Origin of the sequence: Pseudomonas sp. R1-15 (genome assembly GCF_051132085.1) — a bacterium.
Classification (GTDB): Bacteria; Pseudomonadota; Gammaproteobacteria; order Pseudomonadales; family Pseudomonadaceae; genus Aquipseudomonas.
Window position 1 is genome coordinate 3,447,440 of the sequence record NZ_CP071660.1, and the last position, 15,950, is coordinate 3,463,389.

Sequence of the window (15,950 nt, forward strand, 5' to 3'; positions counted from 1 at the left end):
CCTCCGGAAAAAAGAAGGCCGGCGTATCGCCGGCCTTCATCGGGTTTGGTGAATTACGGCGCGATTGGGAATTGACCCTTGACCAGCGCCTCTTTGCGACGCACGCCCAGGCCCAGACGCTCTTCGACCAACAGCGCGATCTCGTTGCGGATGAACTGATCATTGATCAGGCCCATCTTGAACTGGAACGACATGCGGTCGAACAACGTAGTGGAACGAGCGAAGTTGGCCACGAGGAATTCGCCACCCGTATCGACGTCCCCCTCGTCCATGCTGTCAGAGGTGATGACCGGGCGGCCCCACAGGATTGGTGTGACCAGACCCTGCAAGTTGGCGAAGAGGTAGCGGTTTTCGCCATCCTTCTGCAGCTCGATGTTCATCCAGTCGAGTTCGGTCATTACGACGCCGTCGGCGGACATCTGCGACTGCTTGCGTACCTGGTAGATAGCACGACGCACCAGGTCGATGGCGGTGTCCCCTGCCTTGCTCAGCGCGGTGTTGTAGGTCGTGGCCTGAGTCATCAAGCCGTTGAGGTTCTCGCCGGTACCGTCGCCTTTGAGAATCTGGCCTTCTTCCTCGAGCTTGAGGTCGTAGCGCAGCAGTTGTTGCAGGTACGCAAACATCTGAGGCACGTCGGAGAGCACCTCGTCGGTAGCCGGCATCCAGACCGCGATTTTTTTTACGCGATCGGTTTCGGTGGTGAAGGTCACGTTGCTGGTTGGCTTCAAGCCACCTTCAGCCACCGGCGCAGCGCCTCGGGTGTGCAGGTTCTCGCGGAAATACGTGTAGCTCTGACCAGTCACCGGGATAGTGGTGAGCAGGTCGCGGATGCGCAGCTCCTGGCGAATGCCGGGTTGAATCACCGGATCGTAGATTGGCGCTACGACGCCAGCGCTGGTGACCTTCATTTCCTTCATCGAAGCCAGATCAGACTTCGTGACTTCGATGAGCGCGGTGCTGACGTTCTTCTGCTGCAGACCCTTGTAATTGTCGTCGCCCTTGACCATGTCGATGAAGCTTTTGCCTTCACCTGGTTGGCCGCGCAGCTTGACGCCTTTCTGCTCCAGATCCTGAACCTGGTCGATAACTCGCTGCAGCTCGCCCTTTTGGTTGTCGATCTGGCTTTTCAGGTCGGAGGTGACTTGGTTGCCCTTTTCAACCTCCGCGATAGCGGCGTCGTATTTCTTTTGCAGCCCTTCGAAACCGCTTTTAAGTTGCAGATCGAGGGATTCCTTCAGTTCTTTTACTTCGCTCATGGTGATACTCCAAAATGGTGGGCGAACAAGGTGGATATGTCTTTCAGCTCATCCACGATCACCGTGGCCTCACTGCCGCCATCACGGCGTAGTGCGGAGTAGCCGAGCGAAGCGACTGCCGCCGCTTCCTTCTGAGAAAGCCCGATGCGCTCGCGCAAGGCGTTCTCGAAAAGTCGAATGTCAGATTTCACACTGAGGATTTGCGCCTCTGGATTCATCCCGAAGGGTACGAAGGAGGCCTCCCAGAGCTCTGCCTCCTTGATGATCCGTACACGGCGTCCCGCGCGCTCCTCGAAGCTTTCCTTGATGGTGTTGAAGCCGATCGACATGCTGTCGAGAATCTCGGCTTTCATCAGCTCATAGGCATCGCGCGCATAACTGACCGCAAGATTGACCCGGCCTTTGAGCAGCAGGCCGTGGTCGTCCTGGATGTAGTCGGCAGCGCCGACCAAACGCGTCAGGTCGTGATAGAGCGCAAGCTTCAACTTGCCACCGCGGGTGGACTTCACACGAGTAAAAGCACCGGGAAGGATGACGTCATCACCAAGATCAACGTTGTTGAACACCGCTGCGTAACCTTCAAAATTGCCAGCGTCGTCCACCGTCTTGAGTTCAAACGGGACTTCAAGTTTTGACATTGGTCTGCATCTCCCACCGGGTAATCCGGTTGTATTCATCGCCATCCAGGGGCGTTTGATTTTCCTTTTCGCGGACTTCGTTGATGGTCATCCACCCGGATCCGCCGGAACCACCAAGTGCTGCCTGGTAATAGGCGGCGCGGCCCGCGCTATCGGCCCGCAACAAGCCCTCAACGGTAAATTCGACAAATCGGGAGTTTTTTCGATAAACCTTGTCGTTGAGCTCATCCTCGACGGCGTCGATGTAGGGCTTCAGGCCGAAGGTGATAAAGCCGGTGAGTTGCTGCTCAAGGTTCGAGCCCATAATCGAGGTCTTGCCGGCCCTGTTCGCCAGCCAGAGAGGCACGCCGTAGATACCGGCCAACGCCTCTTCTTGAAACTGCTGGGATTCAATGAACTGAGCATCTTTCTGACTGAGGCCGGCGGGCACGATCTTCGGGTTGCCTTGCAGAATGGCCATCTTCCCGATGTCATCCACGTCCCCCTGGCGTACGTCCGGGAACTTCTCCATGACCTGCGCCTGCTGCACCTTGGTCAGGAACTGTTCGTAGATCACGTATCCGCCGGTAAATCCGCCCTTGCGCATGAAGCGTGAGGACCATTGCTGTCCGGCCTTGGCCAAACCCATCGTTTCCGCCTGATATTCGATGGGTGACAGCCCGACGATGCCGTCCAGGCTGAATAATTTGAAATGCAGCATGTTTTCAGGTGAGACGGGAAACCTATCCCCGTCTTTTGGGGTTACCCAGTAGATCAGCTCGTCATCTGTATCGATCGTGACAGTGTTGCAGTCCAGGGGCACAAAACCGATTGCCTCACCGTTGCGGTTGCGCTCAATCAGGGCAAAGGCATTGCCCCGCAGCGCCATGTTCACTACCACGAACTTCAAGAAGTTCAGCAGCGTCATGTAGGGGTTGGGCTTTCGCAGCAGCTTGAGCTCCCGATCCCTGCTCTTCACCACCGCTCGAGTGCCAGCGGCCTCGTCGTATAGCTTCAGTGGCAATCCGCTCAAGGATTCCGACAGGATCTTCACGCAGGACCAGACCATGCTGATCGACAAGGCTGTCTTGGTGGTCACACGGACGCCGGCTTTGGTGCGCTTGCCGCCGACCTCCATATCCACTTCGACATAGTCGCCTGTGGTCGGGTCGGTGTACCCGAAAAATCCCCACGTCCGGGGGTTATACCAACGAAATGCCATGGTCAGCCTACTAGTCCGAAAAAGCCGTTATTGAGGTAGTCGTCCATGCCGCCGAGCGCCTCGGGATTGAGCGAAAGAAGCGAAACGGCGTTGAACGTGGCCATGAGTGGGTCAATTTTCGCGGTGCCCGACGCCTGTTTAGTGATGAGAAATGCGTTTGCCGAGGGCACGCCTTTCGCGTTACCGCAGGCCCAGGCCATCAGCGGCTGTCCGCAGTGCAAAAACGCGCCCTCAGCAAGCTTGCGCTCGGTGGTTTTAATCGCCCCGGTGAGCTTCCATCCCTGAGATATGCCGATAATTTTGTCTTCCTCGACGCCCGCGTCAGCCAGCGCATCAAGCACGGCGCCGATGCCAGCGGGATCAAGGCCAACTTTGTCCAGCAACCCGGCTTGATTGATGCGGGCCACCGTTGCGGCGAGGTGCTCAACGTCGTCACCGATCTTTTTCACGAGCGTGAGATCGCCGACCGCGGCCAGGTCCATCAGCCGCGGCGCTTCGGTTTTCCGCCGTGTAAGCACTGACGGATGCGCATAGGCGTGAGCCCAATGCAGCCAGGTCCTGGACTCCCTAACCCTCCCCATCACCGCGAGACCGAGCAAGTCATCAAGGCCACCGCCGTCGACACCCACGACGATCACCTCACAACGCTCAATCAGGGAGTCGAGGGTAAGACCCGCTTCGGCTTGGGGCTCCCAGAAATCAGCACCGACCCAGCTGTCCGACATCAACGCCAGGCCAATCTCGATGTTTAGGAATTTGGCGAGGAAGCCGCGAACTTCTGCTTCACCATCCATCTCAGCCTGCATAAACAGACGTTCGAGGGTTGGCCTGTCCACCGAGTAGCCCATATTCGGGTTTACCAGGTGGAAATTCTCCGGCCGGCGGGCCTCTCCACTCTCGATCATGTCAGGCGGAAATTCATAGATCACAGGGAGGAACCGAGGATCCTCAATCCGACCTTCCCGCACGCCGCGGGCATAGCTCAATTTCGACCTGAATATACCGGCCGGCGGCTCGTTTGACTGAGTCGTCAGCCAAATGATGAAGCCTTCCGGACGGGACAGCAGCCCGCCCGTAGCCTCTCGGATCATATCCGGGGCCTTGACGTTCTTGCCAAACAGCCAGGCCTCGTCGATCAGCACGCCAACGGCTTTTTTGCCGCCAACCACATCGCTATCCGCTGCTACCACTTTCAAGGTGGCACCGGTCTCGCGGTGCGTAATCAGTTTCAGGTGCGGCTGGACGTGAAGCAGATCGCTCAGTTCTTCATCATGCTTGACCATTGCCGCGCAAGGCTTAAAAGCGTTGTCGGCAATTTCCTTGGTAGGGGCCAGGATGATGAACTCGGCTTCCAGCCGCCAGTTGCGGATCAGCGCGGTCAGCATGATCGCCGCAGCAATCGTCGACTTTGAATTCTTCTTCGGAATGCAGAGGAAGTATTCGCTAATCAGGCGGTGGCCTGTCTCGCTGTTGTAACTACCAAAAATTGCCCCGGCAAAATCGATCACCCAGGGTGCGCATGCTGACTCGATTGTCGGGCAACCTGGCGCATCGACGATCTTCAGTGATCGAAAGACTTCGAGGCCTTCTTCAGCTTCGGCCGGGAAAAGTGGTGGTGGAATTATCGATTCGCCGGCAGAGAGGCGCCGCCACCAGTCCGGGCAGGCAGTTGTCCATTGCATGGGCTACCTCTTCACTACAGTGAGCGGCGGCTTACCCGCGGCATACTTGCCTTTGCCCGCTTCTTTCGCGGCCTCTGCCTTGAGATCTTTCTTGCCGGCCTCCCCTTTCTTGCCGTGCACATAAGGAACGGCCGTCTGAGCTGCGTTTCGCCGGTCGAAAATTTTGGCCCTGGGCTCATTCATAAGAGCCAACAGCCAGGCGAGAGGATCTTCGGTGGTAGGCAGGCAGTCGAGGTACTCGCCACCAGCCTCCTCCACTTCAGGAGCATGGTCGTCGGCGGGCGGTTTCTGTTTGCGCTGCTTTTCAGGCTTAACACTCAGCTCGGATCGGCGAGCAAGGATTGCGCTGCAAATCTTTGGGTCGTTGGCCCAGCGCGAGCCGGCGGCGGAGGCCGTCGAAGCCTTGCAGCCTGCGGCTTCAGCCGCTTCTTTGTTTGACGCACCACGGGCCTTAGCGTCAACAAACTGTCGTTGTTTGTCTGTTAACACCATTAACAAAATACCTTGGGGTCGGGAAAAAAAGTGCAAATGGGATCGGGCGCGGTCTGGAAGCGATACACTCCCTATATTTAGACCCCCCCCACCATTGAAACCCGCTATTGCACCATTCTGGTGCATCTCTAATGGGAATTTCTCTCATTTGAGGGAAGGCTACCAGGACTGTACAGCACTCGCTTCCTCGGCCTGCTTGACCGAGTCGTGGCATGGCTTACACAGGGTTTGCCAGTTGTTGCGATCCCAGAACACCGCCATGTCGCCGCGGTGAGCCTCGATGTGGTCGACAACTGAGCCTGCTGTCACTCTCCCAAGGCGCTCGCAGTAGACGCAGAGCGGATGGGCATGGAGCCAGCCCTCGCGCGCCTTCTGCCATTTGTAGCCGTAGCCACGTTGGGCAGAGGTTTCCTTCGTGGCTCGCCACGAGTTGGTGTTAACGGCAGCGAGACGATCAGGCTGGGTCTTTACCCTGTTCCCCAAGGTCTTCAGCCTTCCCATCAGATGGCGCTCCGTTGTGTGGTTTTGGTGAAAGAACTGAGGCTGCACGCTCTGCTGCGATCCTCACCCACTTGACCGCCCTGGCGCGGCGGGCAGCGCATCCACTGCAGGCCATTACTGAGCCGCTCGACTGAGCGCTTCATCAGCCTTATCAGCTGCCTTGGCCGCAGTGTCTGCCGCCTGGACTGCCGTGTTTGATGCCTCTTGCACCTTGACTGCCGCGTCCTGGGTCTTCTCGGCCAACGTGGTCAGCCGCCGGTCCCGCTTGCCCAGCGCAGCGTCGTAAGCGGCGCGCACCTCGGCAAGCTGCTTGGTCTGCTCGGTGCTGGCCGACCACACACCGGCCTGATAGCCAAGGATCGATCCGCCAGCTACCAGCAACAGCGCGATGACCCACACCTCGGCTCGCCTCCACCAGTGGCGTGCGATGAAGTTGATTGCGCATCTGTCCATCAGGCGACTCCTCCCAGCTTGGTTCGCAGGCGGTTGATCTCGTCGCTCTGCTGCGTCACACGATCAGTTAGCTGAGCGACCTGGCTGGTGAGCGCTTCAATCTTGCCCTCCATCCGCCCGACTGCTGCTGCAAGCTCGTTGCGCTCCTTGGCGAACTGGTCGGCTCGCGCCTCGGCGGCGTTCGCCCGTGCACGCTCGGTGTCCAGTAGTTCGTTCAAGCGCCGGACGGTACCGATGTCGGCGTTATCCATTGCCCGATCGGTGGCGTCCTTCGACAAGAACTTTCGAAGCCAGAGCAGCCCGCCGAGCGCGACGGTGGCACTACCGCCAAGCCAGGTAGCCGTGCCTGGGCCGAGGTCAGTAGGATCCATCCGATACTCCAGAAACGAAAAAGCCCCGCACGGTGGCGGGGCTCAGAATTTTTGGTCGTCTCTCATAACGCGCAAGATCGACATGATGGGGCTAATTTACGGCCAGTCGGCCAGCCGGTCAAGCGGCATCTACAAAGATTTGTTCTCGATCGAATATCTCGGTGGCATGTACCACAGCCTGCTCTTCCAGGGCCTCCAGCCGCTTGTGGATTCCGCCCCGCCAGTTACGGCGTGTGCGCTCCGGCGATCCCTCCAGATCCCAGGTGTTCATGTCGTAGAACTCGGCGGGCAGCACGATCATGTCGGTGGAGCGCTTGCCTACCTGCACACCCTTCAGCTTTGGAATAGCCCAGGCCGTCATCGCCTTGTAGATGAACAGCTGCGGTGCCGGCGAAACCATGCGCGCTACCAGCCTGCCAATGGCAGCGACTTTATTGGCCTTGTGGGTCGAATACTTGGCCACCAGCACATCCCACTGAGCCGGCTCAAGCTGACGGTGCAGCAGCGCGTACAGGCAGCAGTCGTAATCGAACTTGTCACGCACTGACAGCGTGCTGCCAGTGCCGCCCTGGCGCAGGTCGGCGTCGATCAGCTTCTGCCAGGACTGCTTGGTGCTGTTATCGATGTTGTCGGCGGCAAGCACCCGAACAAGTGTGCTCATCACGTCTTTATAGATGCCCATGATCAATCCCCTGTGTAATTGGTGCCGCCGGCGCCACGGCGGTTGTTCTTGTTGTATTGCGCTTCAGCACCGGCTGGCTTGAAGCAGCTGAGCTCCGCGATATGGTGCTCGGCGGCCTGGAGCCGGATGCTCAACTGCGTCACGAGGACCTCAAGCGGCAGCGCCTCACCAGTTTCAGCGGTGAGCCAGCCAGAGGCATTGCACTGCACGCAGGCAAGTTCATGAAAGACGCCCTTGATGACCGCACGCCCATGGCACGTTGGGCACTTTGCCAGGTCGAGTTGGGCGGCGCGGAATGCTGGGCCGTGGGACCTCTTCATTTGACCTCCAGCATCCGAGAGCGAAGATCAGAGAGTTCTGCCTCAAGTTGGGCACAGCGAGCCTGGGTTCCATGCTTCTCCTCCATATGCTCGCGACTCATCGCCACCAGAGCCAGGAACGCATCGGGTGTGGCAGCCTCATAGAATTCGATCAGCGCGCCTTGCGCTGGATACATCTGGCTCGTATCACCGAGGATTTCCGCCAACTCACACCCACTCGATTTCGCGGTTGCAGCCAGCCGGACCAGCTCTGCGAGCGGGGTGAAACGTACTTGATTAGCCATTTTTAAACCTCGCCTACGGTTGATTCGTGAGTAGCCTCGCAGACCTTATTCGGCGCGGCTTTCAGCGAATTATCGGATTCAGCAGATGTAGCACCTGTGTAACCGTGAATCAGGACAAAACCCTTGCTGTCTAGATGGGCGTGCCACAGCTCCAGGGCGGCACGCTTGCGAGCCATGACGTCGGACTGGATGTACACCTTCACGTTGTGGCCCATGGCGTGGTTGATCAGCAGCTCACCGATCAGATGGTCCACGCCGATATCCGCCCAGGAGGTGCGAGCCAGCTTGCGAAGGTCGTGACTGGTCCACTCACCACGCCCCAGGCGCCTGAACACTGCACTGGCCTGGCTCTCGCTCAGCGGCTTGCCATTGCGTCCCGGAAACAGATAGCGACCCGTGTAGCCGGCGGCCTGTTGATTGGCCCTGTGCTTGGCCAGCAGCGCGCAGATCTGGTCTGTCAGCGGTAGGGAATGCTCAGCCCGGGTCTTGGTGTTCTCCGGTGGGAGGAACCAGGTGCGTTCGGCGATGCTCAGGTGTGGCCACTCGGCCAAGCGGGTTTCCCCCACGCGGTTGCCATGGCACAGCATCAGCAGGGCCAGCAAGGCCTCCTCGGGATGGGTCTCGTACTCCTCGGTCAGGCCCGCGATCAAGTCATCCAGGTGAGCGACCCGAAGCTTCGACGGTTTGACCCGCACCTTCGCTTTGGAGAAGTCGCTGAACTTGATGCCCTGCATCGGGTTCTTGTCGATCAGGCGCAAGACCATTGCCTGACGAAAGGCCAATGCCAGCAGCTGAAACACCAGGCGCACGGTGTCAATCTTCAGAACCTCCTGAAGCGGCCACATCAGCAGCCGGTCTAAGGTTTGGCGGTCCAGGTCAGCCAGCGGCACTTCACCGAGGCGCGGTATCAAATGGCACTTGATCGCCGAGGCGGCCGTCTTCTTGCGCTTGTCGGACAGGTTGCGGTCCTTGGCCATGCGCTCAGCGAACCACGCCAGCACCTCGCCCACAGTGCCCCACTCGGACGCCACCGCCCCGCCGTGGCTGGCAATCCGCAGGCGGATATCGGGCAGCGCGCCGATCATCTGCTTCGCGCTCAGCCCTGGGTACGCTCCGATCTTGTACCACTGGCGTTTGACCAGCAGGTACCAGGAGCCCCGGGCGCGATCAGTTGAGAATCGCAGATAGAGCCCAGGGTTTCCCGGGTCCCGGAGACTGTAAACGTCTGCGTTCGCGGCCTGGCGCGTGATCTCGGCATCGGAGATTTTCACGGCTACGGTGATCATGCCGACACCTCCCGCGACTTCTGCTGCTCTGGAACGAAGTCGCCGCGCAAGGGCATCAGGTGCTCAGGTCGGAAAAACCCAGCACCTTCCGCGTCATCGCGATAAACAGCCCAGCCGTCGAACTTCGGAGTCCAAAGGCAGCCATCAGGCTCCTGCGCTGTCTCCCCTTCGCGCAGGAAAATATCGAGCTTCACCGTGGTCATTGCGGGAAACCCGAATCCTGAAACAAGCGTCAGCGCCAGGTCGCCCGGTTTGAAGTTATGGTTCATGCAGCGACCCTCGTTGGTGGTTGGAGCAGATACGCGCGAATCGCTTCCAGGGCGTCGATGTGCCCACGGCAAACGATGGCCAGATAGCCTTGCTCGGTCAGCGCTTGGATGTACGCGTCCTGGCTGGCCGAGACAGCAGCATCGAACGGCGGCATGGCCTTGAACTCGATGTACAGCCCGAAGTACCCGCCACGGGCCATGGGCAGCACCAGGTCAGGAACCCCGGCCTTCACGCCCTGCTCTTTCAGCTTGATCGCCACCAGCTTGTGGCGGTGCCCGCCGTTCGGGACGTGGTAGATCAGCTTCGCGGCCGCCGGGTAACGCAGCGTGACCTCCTTCAGCAGAGCGGCCTGCTCCAGGCCTTCGCGGTCGACGGACTTGGCGCGCTTCGGCTTCAACCCAAACGCCTTCATGCGGCACCCTTTACGGTCAGGATCCCGGCCCGGATCAACGCTTCGTGGGTTTCGGCAATGGCCCGCGGCATGTCCGCCCACTCAACGTCGCCTGCGGCCCGGCCGTCGATGACATCGTGGCAAGCGCTGCAGGCGTAGACCGCGACCGTGTCGAAGCCCTTCATGCCCATGCCCTTCTGTCCGCACGGCAAATGCGCCAGGACGGTGGTATCCGGGTTGTGGTTGCAGATGCCCGGCATACGGACGGCGCAGTCCTGGCCGTTGGCCGAGGCTCTGAGTTTCTTCGAGGTCACGCGCATACCCGCTCCCCGGTGGTGCGATCGACCACCTCAAAATTTGATGGCCACATCAGCTGCCCGAACTTCAGCGCGGCAGTCGAGTGCTCGAACAGAGCGACGGCGCGATCAGGCTTGTCGGAAAGCTCCCACTTGTAGCCGCAGCAGTGCACGGCGTAGCGGTATTCCGCTGGATCTGTAGGAGCGAGACGGGAGTTAGCCACGGGCACCTCCTTTGACGCGCAATGCACGAAGTTCCGCCAGGGCAGAATTACCCACCTCAGGGTTACGTTCAGGCTTTGGTGCCGCGAGCTCAGCGGCGGGAATTGGCCCCAGTGCCTCGCCTTTCCAAATCTTCCGGCACTGGGCCAGGTAGTGCCGCTCGAAGCTGGCAAGACCCAGTTCGCGGGACAGCAGCGGCAGGCTGTGGAAGCCGGCGGCGGCCGTGGCGTGATAAATGGCCGGGTGCATCCACTTCGCCGAGGCGCGCATGGCCGGGTGGCAGTTGCGCAGACCCTGGGCGTAGGCCTTCTCCACACTGGGCAGGCCCAGGCCTTCAGGGGCGAAACACCAGCTGACGAAGACCCCCGGCGCGGGAACGAATGCGACTTTGCTCGCGCTCAGAACCCGCATGCCGTGATCAATCTGTTCCATTCGGGTGATGCCGGAACGCATGAACTCGCCCAGCCATTCCAGCTTCGCGGCGTTCATCACTGCCTCGGTGGGCCAGGATTGACGCCAGGCACCGCACGCTCCACGCAACCGCAGGAAAAGGTCATCAATCACGGCCTTCGTCGCGGGGTCGACTTCAGCGACAACCGGATCGCTTGGCGGCTGGTAGGTCACATCAGTTCGGCGAGTAGCGATCAGCTCGCTGACGTGGGTTGGGGTTTTCACAAGCGCACCCCCTTGGCAGTCCAGTCGCCGGAACCGTCCATGTCATCGGAGGGCTCGCCGCGTTTCACGGCGCTGTCACGCTTGATCCACTTCGCCAGGCGGTAACACCAGCCACTGTCCGAGTCGCGGGTTTCGCTCTTGGCGATGAAAAAACCCTTGAAGGACCCGACCGTTTCATCGGTGACGGCGTTGAATTTCAGGCCCATCAGGTGGAGCTGGCTTTCCAACTGCTTGGGGTTGTATGCCCATTCGGCGAACATGGAAAAGCGTTGACGCGGATCGGTGCCATCAAGGGCTTGGCCGTCCTGCTCGGCAACCACATCGGAAATCTCGCGCTGCAGCTGCTGTTCGGTTACTTGATGGTTAATTGACGTATTGGGTGCAGATTCTGCACCCCGTTCTGTCTCAGGATGCACCCCGTTCTGTTGTGAGTTGCACCCCGTTGCGTCATCTGCACCCCGCTCTACACGGGGTGCAGGATTTGCACCCCGTACAAGCTGAAGGTCATAAACCACCGGGCGCCGGTCGTGGCGATCGATATGCACCGCGGCGATAGCCTGGTTTCCCTTCTTGATCAAGCCCGACTCTTCCAGGGCGTCCAGCTTGTAACGCACAGTGCGCTCGGACAGGCCAGTGTCCTGGGCCAGCGTTGAAGCTGACGGGAACGCACCGGCGCCGTTGGAACCGGCATAGTTGGCAAGGCACAGCAGCACGTGGCGCGCGCTGGAGTCCTTGAGTGTTTGAACGGGCAGAGAAAGCGCCCAGGACATAGCTTGAACGCTCACGACGAGATTCCTTGGAGTTTTTCAGGCGTATTGCACGGAGCGATGATCATGCTCATAATGGCCCCACTGTGATTTACAAGTTGTTCGAAGAGCCGGGTTGCAGCCCGGCTTTTTTGTGTCTGAAATTCAATCTTTCCGGCGGAACGCTTGAATCGTTCCAGTCATGGCCTTGGGTCTTGTCCTTCTCGTCAACTCCTGCTGGATGCCAAGCTTTGCCAGCTCTATCGGGGTCATGCCCCGCTTCGCTGCTTCAGCTTCCAGCAACTGAATCTCTTCCGGATCAAGTAACTCCCAAAGGTCCATGCCTTTTTCTTCTGGCATATCGCCTCCAGTCCCTGCGCGGTCCCTACTGGGTCCCTACGGTTTTGCTTCAGGCCGCCCGGTCGTCACGAATAGAATTGCCAACAAGATCAAGCAGCCAGGACTTTAGAACCTCACGAGCAAGAACGGCTTTTTTGGTGCCGTGAATCTGCGCAGCACAGGTCAATAGGTCTTCGAACTGCTCGTCCAGAAGAACCTTGATTTGGTTCACGTGCTTTTGGTTTTTTCGTGGTTCATCTGCCATTGGTGAGGCTCCTTGGTTGTTCTAAAGGGTTATGCAGCTGAAAGGGATTGGCTGGGCGCAGAACTGATCTGCGCCCATGGAAACGAGGGGCAAAGGTCGGCCTTCTTGATCTGGCCTTCGGTTAAGGCCTCGATTTGCAGGGCTCGCTTCGCCGGGACTGCGCGCTCACCGGAACACCATTGGTTCACGGTGGGTGCTGTTACCCGCAGCAGGCGCGCCATCTCCGCCTGGCTGCCCAGCAAGCGGGATGCTTCTTTGGCTGCTTCTGCTGATTTCATGAGTTCTCTCCTGGAGATTTGGGATGAATATAAGGCATTACCTTATCGCAAACAAGCCATTGCCTAACCGATATGCCGATAGGCCTAATTAGGCAATGCTTACCGGACCGGATTTAGGCGCCGCCATCGAGGCCGCGCGGATAGCCAAGGGCGTATCCAAAAAAAGACTCGCAGACGACTTCCAAGTGAAGCCTCCGTCGGTGCAGGGCTGGGTGAAAAACGGCCGTATTGACAAGTCGAAGCTGATGGATGTGATCGCCTACTTCGCCGATGTAGTGGGTCCTGAGCACTGGGGTCTGCGACCAGGCTTCTCCTACGAAAACATCCCGGATGATTTGGATGCTGCGGTCGACCAGGGCCCGGCTCTTTCTGCGTCCGAACTGGTTCGCGGCATGCTGTCGTCGCAAGGGAAAGGGCTTTCGGAGGAGTCTCGTCGTCGCCTGCTGGCTGCCGCCGAGGCTGATGATGGTGGCGGTGTAATCGAGCTGGATCATTACCGGCCAGGTGCGGTGGGTGATGAGGTGTGGATCGCCCACTACGACGTTCGCGCGGCCATGGGCGGTGGGCAAATCCCGCATGACTATCCGGAAATGCTCCAGGACATCCGAGTGAGCCCCCAGCATTTGCGCGAGATGGGCGTCAAGTTTAAAGAGCACTTCCATCTTAAGATGATCACTGGTTGGGGTCAGTCGATGGCCCCGACAATCAAGGATCGCGACCCCCTGCTCGTTGACATCACGGTTCGGGAGTTCACGGGTGATGGCATCTATCTCTTTTCCCACGATCAGATGCTGTACGTGAAACGCCTACAGAAGAAAGGCAAGAATCTCTTCAAGATGATCTCGGACAACAAGCACCACGACCCCGAGGACATTCGAGTGGATGACACGCACATCCTGGCCCGCGTGCTGTACGTATGGAATGGTCAGCCGGTGTAAGCTTCCGTAAAGCTCACGCTAGTTCAGAGGGTGGCTCACGAGGCAGCGCCGTATCTTCTAAATTTTGTCCGGTGAATTGCCGGAGCGACGATCAAACGGAATTAATCAATGAGCAATTCAGATAATGTCGATCAGGAGCGAATAAATGTTGCTCTTGTCAGTGCTCTGCTAGAGGTTTGGCAGGCTAGTGCCAGCATTTTGTCTTTGAACGTCGATATGGCCGCTGTGCTCGCGTCAAAAATGGACAGTGAAGACGAGAGAAAAGCTCTCGTGTCCGAAGTGATGAGATCCAGAGACAGCGTAAATCAAGCATTAGCAAAAATTAAAAAAGCTGTGCGCCTGATAAATCCCGAAGCCATCGAGGAAGGCGAAGATGCAGACCATTGATTTTCGTCTCCTCGATATACAGATGGAGCAGCTATCGCAAGCGATCGCTGAAAAGCAGAGGCTTGCTGCGATTTTGGGAGAAGGTGACATTCCGGTTGCTTTGAGCAAGAATGAAGTTATGACAGACATCACTCGCGAAGAATTCAATGCCCGGATGGAAACCATCGAAGTGAAGATGGATGCCAGGGTAGAATCCGTGTCCTCGAAAATAGACGGATTCCTAGCTGCGCAATCGGAGCGAGATAAGCGATATGAGTTGCTCGCCGAACGAGTGACAAAAGCTGCCGAGGGTGCGGAAGAGGCGGCGAAGCAAGCGGCTACCGTAAAATCGAATTATTGGGCGGCGGTCGGAGTTCAGCTATTTGCTGTGGCGGCGATCATCGTGGGAGCGTATTTTGCGACTCAGGCAAACACTCTCAGCGCCATAGCTACCACGCTGTCTGCGTATCAAGCCGGGAAAAGTGAATCCGCGCCGACACCTCCCCCGCAGCCTTCCGCAGCACCAGTCCCTCCGGTGACCAAGTAGAAGTAATAAAGCGCCCGGCCATGAGCCGGGCTTTTCTTTGCCTTTCAGAAAGGCGCCGGCTCCTCTGCCCTTTCGATAACCTCTACCGGCCGATCCTCTTCGGCGCACGCCTCCCACCTCAGCGTCACCGACTCATCGTCGTTGAACGTCATGTCTATGCCATCCGTTTCGGATAGTACCCCCATAACCTCCTCCCACTCCCTGTCTCCGTCGCTGTCCAGGCGATGGATCGTCACCCAGCGCTGAATCTGCGCAACTGGGTGATTGATCATGTTCGAAACCCTCAATCCGAGTCTCTCTAGCCCGGTCATTTCCCGCCGGGATGCTTCTTTTTTGTCCGCCTGCTCCGCCATTCCACACCTCCTATTGCTGTATATCCATACAGTTCTAGCAAAGCCTATCTCAGTGGAACCGAAAAGTAACCCCTCGCACAGGGCAATTCTCGAAAGGAAAAAAACATGAAAATAATAAGGCATTACCTATTTACAAGATATTAGGCATTGGCTTATTGTTGATCCATCGAGACGCCACAGCGACTTGCCAGGGCCCACCCAGACCCGCCGCTCTTTAACAACCAGCGCAACAAACAACAGACCGCATTGCCTCTACCGGCGACCGGCGAGCAGACAGGCCCGAAAGCCTGCCAACGACAGGAACAACCTGGACGGCTGCTCGATGGTGAAACGCCAGAACCGAGTGAACGACCCGGCATGCAATGCGCCCCGCCCCTTCCGGCGGTAATTGGACGGAAAGCATCACTTCTGCACCTTGGCGACAGGGTGCAGCGGGATGACAACCGAGGGCAAGACGATGAATAAGGTCATTCACATCACCCTGCGCGGAGAGCTGCAGGTATTCGCCGATGACGACTTGGACGCCTGCATCCGCGAGGCAAACAGGCTCAACGCTGAATGTGGACTCACCAGCGGAGTGCGCGTCGTTGAATGCGAAGACGGCCATCGAATGACGGCGGCTGACTGCAAGGCTGCCGCATGAAGCTCTACTGCGAAGGTCACAGCGTCAGCAAGGGCTGGGCCATCTCTAGGTCCTGGAGTGATGCGGAGTGCAGCTCACTCCCCCGCGCACAGGAAGATGAGATGAGGCCCGTTCGGTTTGTCAGGTCGCGAGACCGGGCGCTAAAACTGGTTGAGCGCTGGAACCATCGATTCGCCACTCACTGATTACCGAACAACCAGCGCCACGACAGCCTGTCGTTAACTGCCCGAGCACCTGGTACTCCCCAGCACCAGGCCGCATCGGAGATCGCTCGGCTGACTGACCCGAGATAGCAGGGTGGCCACCTTTACCCGAGCCAGAGCGACGAACAACGCGGCGAAGACGGTTTACTCGCCAGCCAGATTCGAGCGATCTCCGATGCGGATTCAAAGGTGGCCACTGCCTGCCCAGTGAGCGAAAAACGGAGGATAACCGCCATGAAATAGCCAACCTCA

The 15,950-nt window shown here is 58.5% G+C and carries 26 protein-coding genes; 4 read left to right on the plus strand and 22 right to left on the minus strand.

Annotated features, from left to right (window positions below):
- Positions 1-53: 53 nt before the first annotated feature.
- The 21 genes from J3P97_RS15515 to J3P97_RS15615 all read right to left on the minus strand — a co-directional run bounded on the left by J3P97_RS15515 (position 54) and on the right by J3P97_RS15615 (position 12,648).
- Entirely contained in the window at positions 54-1,256 is a 1,203-nt protein-coding gene (locus J3P97_RS15515) for a phage major capsid protein (RefSeq protein ID WP_434672170.1), read from the minus strand.
- Positions 1,253-1,894 carry an HK97 family phage prohead protease gene (locus J3P97_RS15520; protein WP_434672171.1) on the minus strand — a complete coding sequence of 214 codons (642 nt, stop codon included), beginning with the start codon at positions 1,892-1,894 and terminating at the stop codon, positions 1,253-1,255. Before J3P97_RS15520 ends, J3P97_RS15515 begins: the two co-directional genes overlap by 4 nt.
- On the minus strand, positions 1,881-3,095 hold the full coding sequence (locus J3P97_RS15525) for a phage portal protein (protein WP_434672172.1): 1,215 nt from the start codon (positions 3,093-3,095) through the stop codon (positions 1,881-1,883). The genes J3P97_RS15520 and J3P97_RS15525 overlap by 14 nt, the downstream gene beginning before the upstream one ends.
- Before the next feature lie 2 nt (positions 3,096-3,097).
- Positions 3,098-4,777 (minus strand): terminase large subunit, encoded by a 1,680-nt coding sequence (locus tag J3P97_RS15530; RefSeq protein ID WP_186707475.1) that lies wholly within the window; start codon positions 4,775-4,777, stop codon positions 3,098-3,100.
- A gap of 3 nt (positions 4,778-4,780) precedes the next feature.
- Entirely contained in the window at positions 4,781-5,269 is a 489-nt protein-coding gene (locus J3P97_RS15535; RefSeq protein WP_434672173.1) for a terminase small subunit, read from the minus strand.
- Between the two features lie 159 nt (positions 5,270-5,428).
- Positions 5,429-5,770 carry an HNH endonuclease gene (locus J3P97_RS15540; RefSeq protein ID WP_434672174.1) on the minus strand — a complete coding sequence of 114 codons (342 nt, stop codon included), beginning with the start codon at positions 5,768-5,770 and terminating at the stop codon, positions 5,429-5,431.
- A gap of 114 nt (positions 5,771-5,884) precedes the next feature.
- A complete protein-coding gene (locus tag J3P97_RS15545) occupies positions 5,885-6,223 on the minus strand; it encodes a hypothetical protein (protein WP_434672175.1) in 339 nt (112 codons plus the stop codon).
- Positions 6,223-6,594 carry a hypothetical protein gene (locus J3P97_RS15550; RefSeq protein ID WP_049712367.1) on the minus strand — a complete coding sequence of 124 codons (372 nt, stop codon included), beginning with the start codon at positions 6,592-6,594 and terminating at the stop codon, positions 6,223-6,225. Before J3P97_RS15550 ends, J3P97_RS15545 begins: the two co-directional genes overlap by 1 nt.
- 118 nt (positions 6,595-6,712) lie before the next feature.
- Complete coding sequence (locus J3P97_RS15555) at positions 6,713-7,276, minus strand: hypothetical protein (protein ID WP_434672176.1); 564 nt, start codon at positions 7,274-7,276, stop codon at positions 6,713-6,715.
- A 2-nt stretch (positions 7,277-7,278) separates the two neighbouring features.
- The gene (locus J3P97_RS15560; protein WP_434672177.1) at positions 7,279-7,596 is read right to left on the minus strand and encodes a hypothetical protein; all 318 of its coding nucleotides are present in this window, start codon (positions 7,594-7,596) and stop codon (positions 7,279-7,281) included.
- A complete protein-coding gene (locus J3P97_RS15565; protein WP_434672178.1) occupies positions 7,593-7,880 on the minus strand; it encodes a hypothetical protein in 288 nt (95 codons plus the stop codon). Before J3P97_RS15565 ends, J3P97_RS15560 begins: the two co-directional genes overlap by 4 nt.
- Before the next feature lie 2 nt (positions 7,881-7,882).
- Positions 7,883-9,166: a tyrosine-type recombinase/integrase gene (locus tag J3P97_RS15570; protein WP_434672179.1), complete on the minus strand. Its 1,284-nt coding sequence runs from the start codon at positions 9,164-9,166 to the stop codon at positions 7,883-7,885.
- Positions 9,163-9,435 carry a hypothetical protein gene (locus tag J3P97_RS15575; RefSeq protein ID WP_434672180.1) on the minus strand — a complete coding sequence of 91 codons (273 nt, stop codon included), beginning with the start codon at positions 9,433-9,435 and terminating at the stop codon, positions 9,163-9,165. Before J3P97_RS15575 ends, J3P97_RS15570 begins: the two co-directional genes overlap by 4 nt.
- Positions 9,432-9,848 carry a VRR-NUC domain-containing protein gene (locus J3P97_RS15580; RefSeq protein ID WP_039594635.1) on the minus strand — a complete coding sequence of 139 codons (417 nt, stop codon included), beginning with the start codon at positions 9,846-9,848 and terminating at the stop codon, positions 9,432-9,434. The genes J3P97_RS15575 and J3P97_RS15580 overlap by 4 nt, the downstream gene beginning before the upstream one ends.
- Positions 9,845-10,147 (minus strand): nuclease domain-containing protein, encoded by a 303-nt coding sequence (locus J3P97_RS15585; RefSeq protein ID WP_434672181.1) that lies wholly within the window; start codon positions 10,145-10,147, stop codon positions 9,845-9,847. The genes J3P97_RS15580 and J3P97_RS15585 overlap by 4 nt, the downstream gene beginning before the upstream one ends.
- The gene (locus J3P97_RS15590) at positions 10,138-10,347 is read right to left on the minus strand and encodes a hypothetical protein (protein ID WP_434672182.1); all 210 of its coding nucleotides are present in this window, start codon (positions 10,345-10,347) and stop codon (positions 10,138-10,140) included. Before J3P97_RS15590 ends, J3P97_RS15585 begins: the two co-directional genes overlap by 10 nt.
- Positions 10,340-11,020, minus strand: a complete 681-nt coding sequence (locus J3P97_RS15595) for a replication protein P (RefSeq protein WP_434672183.1) — start codon at positions 11,018-11,020, stop codon at positions 10,340-10,342. The genes J3P97_RS15590 and J3P97_RS15595 overlap by 8 nt, the downstream gene beginning before the upstream one ends.
- Positions 11,017-11,790 (minus strand): helix-turn-helix domain-containing protein, encoded by a 774-nt coding sequence (locus J3P97_RS15600; protein WP_434674564.1) that lies wholly within the window; start codon positions 11,788-11,790, stop codon positions 11,017-11,019. The genes J3P97_RS15595 and J3P97_RS15600 overlap by 4 nt, the downstream gene beginning before the upstream one ends.
- Before the next feature lie 141 nt (positions 11,791-11,931).
- Positions 11,932-12,126: a hypothetical protein gene (locus J3P97_RS15605; RefSeq protein WP_434672184.1), complete on the minus strand. Its 195-nt coding sequence runs from the start codon at positions 12,124-12,126 to the stop codon at positions 11,932-11,934.
- Positions 12,127-12,175: 49 nt separating this feature from the next.
- Positions 12,176-12,370, minus strand: a complete 195-nt coding sequence (locus J3P97_RS15610) for a hypothetical protein (protein WP_434672185.1) — start codon at positions 12,368-12,370, stop codon at positions 12,176-12,178.
- A gap of 29 nt (positions 12,371-12,399) precedes the next feature.
- Positions 12,400-12,648, minus strand: coding sequence for a transcriptional regulator (locus J3P97_RS15615; RefSeq protein ID WP_434672186.1), 249 nt, complete (start codon positions 12,646-12,648; stop codon positions 12,400-12,402).
- A 95-nt stretch (positions 12,649-12,743) separates the two neighbouring features.
- Between J3P97_RS15615 and J3P97_RS15620 the strand changes: the two genes are divergently transcribed.
- From J3P97_RS15620 to J3P97_RS15630, 3 genes are all read left to right on the plus strand, one after another.
- A complete protein-coding gene (locus J3P97_RS15620; protein WP_434672187.1) occupies positions 12,744-13,586 on the plus strand; it encodes a S24 family peptidase in 843 nt (280 codons plus the stop codon).
- A gap of 108 nt (positions 13,587-13,694) precedes the next feature.
- A complete protein-coding gene (locus J3P97_RS15625) occupies positions 13,695-13,973 on the plus strand; it encodes a hypothetical protein (protein ID WP_434672188.1) in 279 nt (92 codons plus the stop codon).
- Positions 13,960-14,499 (plus strand): hypothetical protein, encoded by a 540-nt coding sequence (locus tag J3P97_RS15630; protein ID WP_434672189.1) that lies wholly within the window; start codon positions 13,960-13,962, stop codon positions 14,497-14,499. The genes J3P97_RS15625 and J3P97_RS15630 overlap by 14 nt, the downstream gene beginning before the upstream one ends.
- A 44-nt stretch (positions 14,500-14,543) precedes the next feature.
- On the opposite strand, the gene J3P97_RS15635 is transcribed toward J3P97_RS15630, so the two are convergent.
- Complete coding sequence (locus tag J3P97_RS15635; protein ID WP_434674565.1) at positions 14,544-14,852, minus strand: DUF1654 domain-containing protein; 309 nt, start codon at positions 14,850-14,852, stop codon at positions 14,544-14,546.
- Between the two features lie 457 nt (positions 14,853-15,309).
- Between J3P97_RS15635 and J3P97_RS15640 the strand changes: the two genes are divergently transcribed.
- A complete protein-coding gene (locus J3P97_RS15640; protein ID WP_434672190.1) occupies positions 15,310-15,495 on the plus strand; it encodes a hypothetical protein in 186 nt (61 codons plus the stop codon).
- Positions 15,496-15,950 lie beyond the last annotated feature (455 nt).

What these genes read in the sequence shown, in the direction of transcription:
- J3P97_RS15530 (WP_186707475.1), bottom strand. Translation starts at nt 4,777, where the DNA reads ATGCAATGGACAACTGCCTGCCCGGACTGGTGGCGGCGCCTCTCTGCC.
- J3P97_RS15545 (WP_434672175.1), bottom strand. Translation starts at nt 6,223, where the DNA reads ATGGACAGATGCGCAATCAACTTCATCGCACGCCACTGGTGGAGGCGA.
- J3P97_RS15550 (WP_049712367.1), bottom strand. Translation starts at nt 6,594, where the DNA reads ATGGATCCTACTGACCTCGGCCCAGGCACGGCTACCTGGCTTGGCGGT.
- J3P97_RS15575 (WP_434672180.1), bottom strand. Translation starts at nt 9,435, where the DNA reads ATGAACCATAACTTCAAACCGGGCGACCTGGCGCTGACGCTTGTTTCA.
- J3P97_RS15585 (WP_434672181.1), bottom strand. Translation starts at nt 10,147, where the DNA reads ATGCGCGTGACCTCGAAGAAACTCAGAGCCTCGGCCAACGGCCAGGAC.
- J3P97_RS15625 (WP_434672188.1), top strand. Translation starts at nt 13,695, where the DNA reads ATGAGCAATTCAGATAATGTCGATCAGGAGCGAATAAATGTTGCTCTT.
- J3P97_RS15580 (WP_039594635.1), bottom strand. Translation starts at nt 9,848, where the DNA reads ATGAAGGCGTTTGGGTTGAAGCCGAAGCGCGCCAAGTCCGTCGACCGC.
- J3P97_RS15570 (WP_434672179.1), bottom strand. Translation starts at nt 9,166, where the DNA reads ATGATCACCGTAGCCGTGAAAATCTCCGATGCCGAGATCACGCGCCAG.
- J3P97_RS15640 (WP_434672190.1), top strand. Translation starts at nt 15,310, where the DNA reads ATGAATAAGGTCATTCACATCACCCTGCGCGGAGAGCTGCAGGTATTC.
- J3P97_RS15635 (WP_434674565.1), bottom strand. Translation starts at nt 14,852, where the DNA reads ATGGCGGAGCAGGCGGACAAAAAAGAAGCATCCCGGCGGGAAATGACC.
- J3P97_RS15515 (WP_434672170.1), bottom strand. Translation starts at nt 1,256, where the DNA reads ATGAGCGAAGTAAAAGAACTGAAGGAATCCCTCGATCTGCAACTTAAA.
- J3P97_RS15565 (WP_434672178.1), bottom strand. Translation starts at nt 7,880, where the DNA reads ATGGCTAATCAAGTACGTTTCACCCCGCTCGCAGAGCTGGTCCGGCTG.
- J3P97_RS15520 (WP_434672171.1), bottom strand. Translation starts at nt 1,894, where the DNA reads ATGTCAAAACTTGAAGTCCCGTTTGAACTCAAGACGGTGGACGACGCT.
- J3P97_RS15630 (WP_434672189.1), top strand. Translation starts at nt 13,960, where the DNA reads ATGCAGACCATTGATTTTCGTCTCCTCGATATACAGATGGAGCAGCTA.
- J3P97_RS15610 (WP_434672185.1), bottom strand. Translation starts at nt 12,370, where the DNA reads ATGGCAGATGAACCACGAAAAAACCAAAAGCACGTGAACCAAATCAAG.
- J3P97_RS15555 (WP_434672176.1), bottom strand. Translation starts at nt 7,276, where the DNA reads ATGGGCATCTATAAAGACGTGATGAGCACACTTGTTCGGGTGCTTGCC.
- J3P97_RS15620 (WP_434672187.1), top strand. Translation starts at nt 12,744, where the DNA reads ATGCTTACCGGACCGGATTTAGGCGCCGCCATCGAGGCCGCGCGGATA.
- J3P97_RS15535 (WP_434672173.1), bottom strand. Translation starts at nt 5,269, where the DNA reads ATGGTGTTAACAGACAAACAACGACAGTTTGTTGACGCTAAGGCCCGT.
- J3P97_RS15525 (WP_434672172.1), bottom strand. Translation starts at nt 3,095, where the DNA reads ATGGCATTTCGTTGGTATAACCCCCGGACGTGGGGATTTTTCGGGTAC.
- J3P97_RS15615 (WP_434672186.1), bottom strand. Translation starts at nt 12,648, where the DNA reads ATGAAATCAGCAGAAGCAGCCAAAGAAGCATCCCGCTTGCTGGGCAGC.
- J3P97_RS15605 (WP_434672184.1), bottom strand. Translation starts at nt 12,126, where the DNA reads ATGCCAGAAGAAAAAGGCATGGACCTTTGGGAGTTACTTGATCCGGAA.
- J3P97_RS15600 (WP_434674564.1), bottom strand. Translation starts at nt 11,790, where the DNA reads ATGTCCTGGGCGCTTTCTCTGCCCGTTCAAACACTCAAGGACTCCAGC.
- J3P97_RS15540 (WP_434672174.1), bottom strand. Translation starts at nt 5,770, where the DNA reads ATGGGAAGGCTGAAGACCTTGGGGAACAGGGTAAAGACCCAGCCTGAT.
- J3P97_RS15560 (WP_434672177.1), bottom strand. Translation starts at nt 7,596, where the DNA reads ATGAAGAGGTCCCACGGCCCAGCATTCCGCGCCGCCCAACTCGACCTG.